We start from the raw sequence: 6,723 nt of genomic DNA, 5'->3' as shown, positions 1-6,723 counted from the left end.
GGGCGCACCGGTGCCGTCCGGCCGGTGCGCCCCGCGGTCCTGGTTCAGCCGCCCAGTTCCTGGTGGCGTGCCGCCAGCCGGCTCGTGCCCTCCTGGGTCAGGGAGCCGAACAGACGCAGCCGGGAGATGCCGCCGTCGGGGAAGATGTCCACGCGCGCGTGCGTGCCGACGGCCGGGGCCGGGAGGACGAAGCGGTGGTTGGTGTCGGGCTGGAGGCGGGTGCGGGGCAGGATCTCCTGCCAGTCGCCGTCCTCGCCGTCCTTGACCGAGACCGACGCCCAGCCGGCGCTGTTGCCCTTGAGGTAGGCGGTGTCGATCTCCAGGGCGCGGATCCGGGCCTGGGCGGCCAGCCGGTAGCGGATCCAGTCGTGGCCCCGGTCGCGGCGGCGGCGGGTCTCCCAGCCGTCGTCCATCTTGCGGGAGCGGCCCGGCTGGATGGTGTGGGAGGCGGGCGAGTAGAAGAGGTTGGAGGCGTCCTCCGCCCGGCCGCCGTTCTCCAGGGCGACGACGTCGAAGGTGCCGAGCGCCTCCAGCCACGCGGGGTCCGGGACGACCTCGCCGTGGACGCGCAGGCGCGCGATGCCGCCGTCGGGGTGCTGGTTGACCCGCAGGTGCGTGAAGCACTGTTCGACGTCGACGGCGAAACCGTTCGCCGCGTGGCCGCCGACCGGGGTGCGCGGGACGAGGGTCGTCCACTTCACGTCGTCCCCGAGGAGTTCCTCCGGCGAGGGGGAGCCCGGTAGGCAGGTGCCCTCGACGGACACGGCCTGCGGGTAGTTGCCGCGGAAGTGGGCGGTGTCGATGACGATCCCGCGGATCACGCCCGGGGTGCCGAGGCGGACCAGCGCCCAGTCGTGGTCCTCCGCGGCCGGCCAGGGATGGTCGGCGGAGACGCCCCGGCGGCGGCGGGTCTCCCAGCCGTCCATGATCTTGCCCTTGTGCCCGAAGTGCTCGGGGTCGAACGCGGCGGGCTCGGGCACCAGCAGGTTCTCGCGCTGGGCGAAGAACTCGTCGTTGGCGGCGATGACACCGGCACCGAGGCGCCGGTCGGCGAGGTCGGCGTACTGGGTGAAGGGGAGGTCGGCGGTGCGGTAGTCCGCGTACGGGTCGCCGCCTCCGTAGGGGTTCGCGTCGCCGGTGAAGCTGGGAATCGCCGTCACGGTGATCAGATCTGCCTTTCGAGGTCTGGGAGGGGATTCAGTGGGTCCGGGTGAGGAGCCGCCCCTTCGGTTCGGTGAACTCGCCGTCCGCGACGATGCGCTGCCCGCGCAGCCAGGTGGACTTCACGACGCCGTGCAGGGTCCTGCCCGCGTAGGCCGTGACGCGGTTGCGGTGCTGGAGGGCCACCGGGTCGACGGTGAAGGTCTCGTCGGGTGCGAGGACGGCGAAGTCGGCGTCGCGGCCCACCGCGATGGCGCCCTTGCGGTCGTCGAGCCCGACCAGTTCGGATGTGCGGGCGGACATCCAGCGGACCACGTCCTCCAGGCCGTGCCCGCGCCTGCGGGCCTCGGTCCACACCGCGGCCAGACTGAGCTGGAGTCCGGAGATGCCGCCCCAGGCGGTGGCGAAGTCGTCGGTCTTCAGGTCGGCCGTGGACGGGGAGTGGTCGGTGACGACGCAGTCGACGGTGCCGTCGGCGAGCGCCTGCCAGAGCAGGTCCTGGTTGGCCGCCTCGCGGATGGGCGGGCAGCACTTGAACTCGCTGGCGCCGTCGGGGACTTCCTCGGCGGTGAGGGTCAGGTAGTGGGGGCAGGTCTCCACGGTGATGCGGACGCCCTCCGCCCGCGCCTCGGCGATCATCGGCAGGGCGTCGCTGGAGGAGAGGTGCAGCACGTGCACGCGGGCGTCGAGGGTCTTCGCCTCGCGGATGAGCTGGGCGATGGCGGTGTCCTCGGCGTCCCGGGGCCGGGAGGCGAGGAAGTCGGCGTACCTGGGACCCGGCTGCTGCGGGGCGGAGGCGAGGAGGTGGGGGTCCTCGGCGTGCACGATGAGCAGTCCGTCGAAGGCGGCGATCTCGGCCATGGTGCGGGCCAGCGGATCCCGCTCCAGGTGCGGGAACTCGTCCACGCCGGACGGCGACAGGAACGCCTTGAAGCCGAAGACCCCGGCTTCGTGCAGCGGGCGCAGTTCCTTGACGTTGTCGGGCAGGGCACCGCCCCAGAAGCCGACGTCGATGTGCGCCTTGTCGGCGGCGACCTGCTGCTTGGTGCGCAGGTGCGCGACGGTCGTGGTCGGCGGGAGGGAGTTGAGGGGCATGTCGACGAGGGTCGTGATGCCTCCGGCCGCCGCCGCGCGGGTGGCGGTCCAGAAGCCCTCCCACTCGGTGCGGCCTGGGTCGTTGACGTGCACGTGCGTGTCGACCAGGCCGGGCAGCAGGGCGTGGTCGCCCAGGTCCTCCAGGCGGGCACTCTCCGGTACGGGCGCGTCGTGCGGGAGGACGGCCGTGATCGTGCCGCCGGTCACCGCGACGGATGCGGCACGCGTTCCCTCGGGAGTGATGACGCGCGTCGAGCGCAGTACCAGTTCAGCGTCGGACACCCGAACCCCTTACTTCCGCGCAACGGAATTCAACTTTCTGTTGAAGGAGTCTTCACTCCCTCTTCTGCGCCGTCAAGGGCACACTTGTCCACAGTGCCTCACGGGCGAAACCCCTGGACGTTTCCACAAGGCGGAATTAAACTTCCAGCACGCAGAACTTAGCCATGCACAAGCGGGGAGTCAACCGACCGCCGGGTAGGCTTCTGCCCTTCCCGCCCGCCCCGAAAGGAACGCGCCGTGCCGACGTCCAGCGCCAGCACCACCGACTCCGCCCGGTCCTCCGCCAACGGCGGGGTCCAGTCTCTGGAGCGCGCCTTCGACCTGCTCGAACGGATGGCGGACGCGGGCGGCGAGGTCGGCCTGAGCGAGTTGTCCGCGAGCAGCGGCCTGCCCCTGCCGACCATCCACCGCCTGATGCGCACACTGGTGGCCTGCGGGTACGTACGCCAGCAGCCCAACCGGCGGTACGCGCTCGGCCCGCGCCTGATCCGCCTCGGCGAGTCGGCTTCCCGGCTGCTGGGCACCTGGGCACGGCCGTACCTGGCGCGACTCGTCGAGGAGACCGGCGAGACGGCGAACATGGCACTGCTGGACGGGGACGAGATCGTCTACGTGGCGCAGGTGCCGTCGAAGCACTCGATGCGCATGTTCACGGAGGTCGGCCGGCGGGTGCTGCCGCACTCCACGGGCGTGGGCAAGGCCCTGCTCGCCGGTTTCCCGCCGGAGGAGGTGCGGGCCCTGCTCGCCCGTACGGGCATGCCCGCCGCGACGGAGAAGACGATCACGACGGCCGACGGGTTCCTCGCGGCCCTGGAGGACGTCCGGCGCCAGGGCTACGCCATCGACGACAACGAGCAGGAGATCGGGGTCCGTTGCCTTGCGGTCCCGGTGCCCGACTCCCCCACGGCGGCGGCCATCTCCATCTCCGGCCCGGCCGGCCGGGTCACGGAGGCGGCGACGGAGAAGATCGTGCCGGTGCTCCAGCAGGTCGCCGGGGAGCTCTCCGAGGCGCTGGCCAGCCAGAGCCCGGCGTGACGGCGACTGGACGCCGTGAAACACGGCCGGGGCTGATGGCGTTCCGGGGGGCTTCTGATGGATCTCCGTGGAAGAAGGAGTGCCGGGCGTCGCGACGCCGCGGAGATCCATCAGAAGCCCCCTAGCCGTGGCCCCGTACGGACCCCCCGAAGAGATCCACCGCTCGCCGGACCTCCGTCAGTTCCGCGGACAGGGCGCTCACCGAGCCGATCGCGCCCGCGATCAGCAGGAGGGAGCGGCGCAGGCAGGGGATCCCGGGGGTGCCGTCGGCGGCCATGGCGGCCAGGGCCGCGAGTTCCTCCTCGGCGATGGCCCGATCGGCGAACTCGGCTGGATGGGCGGCCAGTCGGCGGCGCAGCCGGGACACGGCGGAGCGCAGCTCCGTCACGCGCGGGTCCTCGTCGCCGCCGGTCACAGACCCCTGCCGCTTCTGCTCCACGCTCCGCAACACAGTCCTCCCCCTCGCACCTCGTCGTGCGCGTGCCCTTCCGACACGAAGTCCCCCACACCGGGCAGCGGTCGGACGCCCGGCCGGTCGGTGCGGGCGACAGTAAACGACGTGCACCACCACGCGCCAGTCCATTGCGTCATCGACTTGTTTCGCTGAGTGACTTTCTGGCCCGAGGCGCACGCCTGTCCGATGCGCGCCCCGCGCCGTCGCACCCCCGTGCGGGGCGTGCGGTATGCAGGAGCCATGACGACACGGGAGACGACAGGCGGGGCACCGGTGGTTGCGGGGCTGCTGCTCGCGGCCGGTGGCGGGCGGCGGCTCGGCGGGCGGCCCAAGGCGCTGCTCCCTCACCGGGGGCGGCCCCTCGTGGAGCACGCGGTGCGGGTGCTGCGGGACGGGGGCTGCGGGACCGTCCATGTGGTGCTGGGCGCACAAGCCGGCGAGGTCCGCTCACGAGCCTCTCTCCCGGGCTGCGTCCTGGTCGACAACCCCGACTGGGAACAGGGCATGGGGACTTCCCTGCGCGCCGGGCTCGACTCGCTCGCCGACGCGGGCGCCCGGGCCGCCCTGGTGTCACTCGTCGACCAGCCCGGGATCGGCCCCGAGGCGGTGGCCCGGGTCCTCGCGGCGTACACGGGCGAGGAGTCGCTCGCCTCAGCCGCCTACGACGGAGTGCGCGGCCATCCGGTGCTGTTCGGTGCCGCCCACTGGGCGGGCATCGCCGCGACTGCGAGGGGGGACCAAGGGGCACGCGCCTATCTGGGGGAGCACCGGACGGCCCTCACTCTCGTCGAGTGCGGAGACGTCGCCCGGCCCTTCGACATCGACACCGAAGCCGATCTGGCCCACCTTGAGTGAACGGGGTGGCACGGTGCGCCACCTTGCCTCGACCCGAAGAATCTCGACATCAACAAACGATTGAACTTCCACTATGAGGAAACTAGTATCCACTGATCAGAAGCGCCCGCCTGCTCCTCGGGCGCCGAACGCCGTATCCGGGAAGACTGGCACCCGGTGCCGAGCACGCCGGCTCGTCTTCACAGCTCGCTGAAGGAAGTGACCGTTCATGTCCGCACCAGCGCCGTCCCCGCTGGCCATCGTCGACGCCGAGCCCCTGCCCCGGCAGGAGGAGGTCCTCACCGAAGCGGCGCTCGCCTTCGTGGCCGAGCTGCACCGGCGGTTCACGCCCAGGCGTGACGAGCTCCTCGCCCGCCGCGCCGAGCGCCGCGCCGAGATCGCCCGCACCTCGACCCTCGACTTCCTCCCGGAGACCGCCGCGATCCGCGCCGACGGCTCCTGGAGGGTCGCCCCGGCCCCGGACGCCCTGAACGACCGCCGGGTCGAGATCACCGGCCCCACCGACCGCAAGATGACCATCAACGCCCTCAACTCGGGCGCCAAGGTGTGGCTCGCGGACTTCGAGGACGCCTCGGCGCCCACCTGGGAGAACGTGGTCCTCGGCCAGCTCAACCTGAGCGACGCCTACACCCGGAACATCGACTTCACCGACGCGGGGTCCGGCAAGTCGTACGCGCTGAAGGCGAACGAGGAACTCGCCACGGTCGTCATGCGCCCTCGCGGCTGGCACCTGGACGAGCGTCACCTCGTCGACGCCGGCGGCACCCCGGTGCCCGGCGCCCTCGTCGACTTCGGCCTGTACTTCTTCCACAACGCCCAGCGCCTGCTGGACCTCGGCAAGGGCCCCTACTTCTACCTCCCCAAGACGGAGTCCCACCTGGAGGCCCGTCTCTGGAACGAGGTGTTCGTCTTCGCGCAGGAGTACTGCGGCATCCCGCAGGGCACGATCCGGGCCACCGTCCTGATCGAGACGATCACCGCCGCGTACGAGATGGAGGAGATCCTCTACGAGCTGCGCGACCACGCCTCCGGGCTGAACGCGGGCCGCTGGGACTACCTGTTCTCCATCGTCAAGAACTTCCGTGACGGCGGCGCCAGGTTCGTCCTGCCGGACCGCAACGCGGTGACGATGACGGCCCCGTTCATGCGCGCCTACACCGAACTCCTCGTCCGCACCTGCCACAAGCGCGGCGCCCACGCCATCGGTGGCATGGCGGCGTTCATCCCGTCCCGCCGCGACGCGGAGGTCAACAAGGTCGCGTTCGAGAAGGTCCGCGCCGACAAGGACCGCGAGGCCGGCGACGGCTTCGACGGCTCCTGGGTCGCCCACCCCGACCTGGTGCCGATCGCCATGGAGTCCTTCGACAAGGTCCTCGGCGACAAGCCCCACCAGAAGGACCGGCTGCGCGAGGACGTCGACGTCAAGGCGGCCGACCTGATCGCGATCGACTCGCTGGACGCCAAGCCGACGTACGCGGGCCTCGTCAACGCCGTGCAGGTCGGCATCCGTTACATCGAGGCGTGGCTGCGCGGCCTCGGCGCGGTCGCCATCTTCAACCTGATGGAGGACGCGGCCACCGCCGAGATCTCCCGCTCCCAGATCTGGCAGTGGATCAACGCGGAGGTCGTCCTCGACAACGGCGAGCAGGTCACCGCCGAGCTGGCCCGCAAGGTCGCCGCCGAGGAACTCGCGGGCATCAGGGCCGAGATCGGCGACGAGGCCTTCGCCGCCGGCAACTGGCAGCAGGCCCACGACCTGCTGCTGACGGTCTCCCTCGACGAGGACTACGCCGACTTCCTCACGCTGCCGGCGTACGAGCAGCTCAAGGGCTGAACCGCCG

6 protein-coding genes are annotated in these 6,723 nt (G+C 71.4%); 3 read left to right on the top strand and 3 right to left on the bottom strand.

The window, feature by feature from the left end; all coding sequences use genetic code 11:
* Positions 1-44: 44 nt before the first annotated feature.
* Both alc and allB read right to left on the bottom strand, forming a co-directional pair.
* On the bottom strand, positions 45-1,160 hold the full coding sequence (gene alc, locus ACFU3E_RS35245) for an allantoicase (protein WP_384167855.1): 1,116 nt from the start codon (positions 1,158-1,160) through the stop codon (positions 45-47).
* Between the two features lie 37 nt (positions 1,161-1,197).
* Entirely contained in the window at positions 1,198-2,538 is a 1,341-nt protein-coding gene (allB, locus tag ACFU3E_RS35240) for an allantoinase AllB (protein WP_384167852.1), read from the bottom strand.
* A 237-nt stretch (positions 2,539-2,775) separates the two neighbouring features.
* Here allB and ACFU3E_RS35235 point away from each other — a divergent pair, with 237 nt between their 5' ends.
* Entirely contained in the window at positions 2,776-3,573 is a 798-nt protein-coding gene (locus ACFU3E_RS35235) for an IclR family transcriptional regulator (RefSeq protein WP_384167849.1), read from the top strand.
* 121 nt (positions 3,574-3,694) lie between these two features.
* Here the strand turns inward: ACFU3E_RS35235 and ACFU3E_RS35230 are convergent, their stop codons facing one another.
* Positions 3,695-3,988 carry a DUF5955 family protein gene (locus ACFU3E_RS35230; protein ID WP_384167860.1) on the bottom strand — a complete coding sequence of 98 codons (294 nt, stop codon included), beginning with the start codon at positions 3,986-3,988 and terminating at the stop codon, positions 3,695-3,697.
* A gap of 279 nt (positions 3,989-4,267) precedes the next feature.
* On the opposite strand from ACFU3E_RS35230, the gene ACFU3E_RS35225 reads away from it, so the two are divergent.
* Both ACFU3E_RS35225 and aceB read left to right on the top strand, forming a co-directional pair.
* Complete coding sequence (locus ACFU3E_RS35225) at positions 4,268-4,882, top strand: NTP transferase domain-containing protein (RefSeq protein ID WP_384167846.1); 615 nt, start codon at positions 4,268-4,270, stop codon at positions 4,880-4,882.
* Between the two features lie 208 nt (positions 4,883-5,090).
* Entirely contained in the window at positions 5,091-6,716 is a 1,626-nt protein-coding gene (gene aceB, locus ACFU3E_RS35220; protein ID WP_384167843.1) for a malate synthase A, read from the top strand.
* Positions 6,717-6,723 lie beyond the last annotated feature (7 nt).

This window comes from Streptomyces sp. NPDC057424 (assembly GCF_042803315.1).
In the GTDB taxonomy this organism is placed as follows: domain Bacteria; phylum Actinomycetota; class Actinomycetes; order Streptomycetales; family Streptomycetaceae; genus Streptomyces.
Note: the sequence above shows the minus strand (reverse complement) of the source record. Positions and strands in the feature narration are given on the sequence as shown.

What these genes read in the sequence shown, in the direction of transcription:
- ACFU3E_RS35225 (WP_384167846.1), top strand. Translation starts at nt 4,268, where the DNA reads ATGACGACACGGGAGACGACAGGCGGGGCACCGGTGGTTGCGGGGCTG.
- aceB (WP_384167843.1), top strand. Translation starts at nt 5,091, where the DNA reads ATGTCCGCACCAGCGCCGTCCCCGCTGGCCATCGTCGACGCCGAGCCC.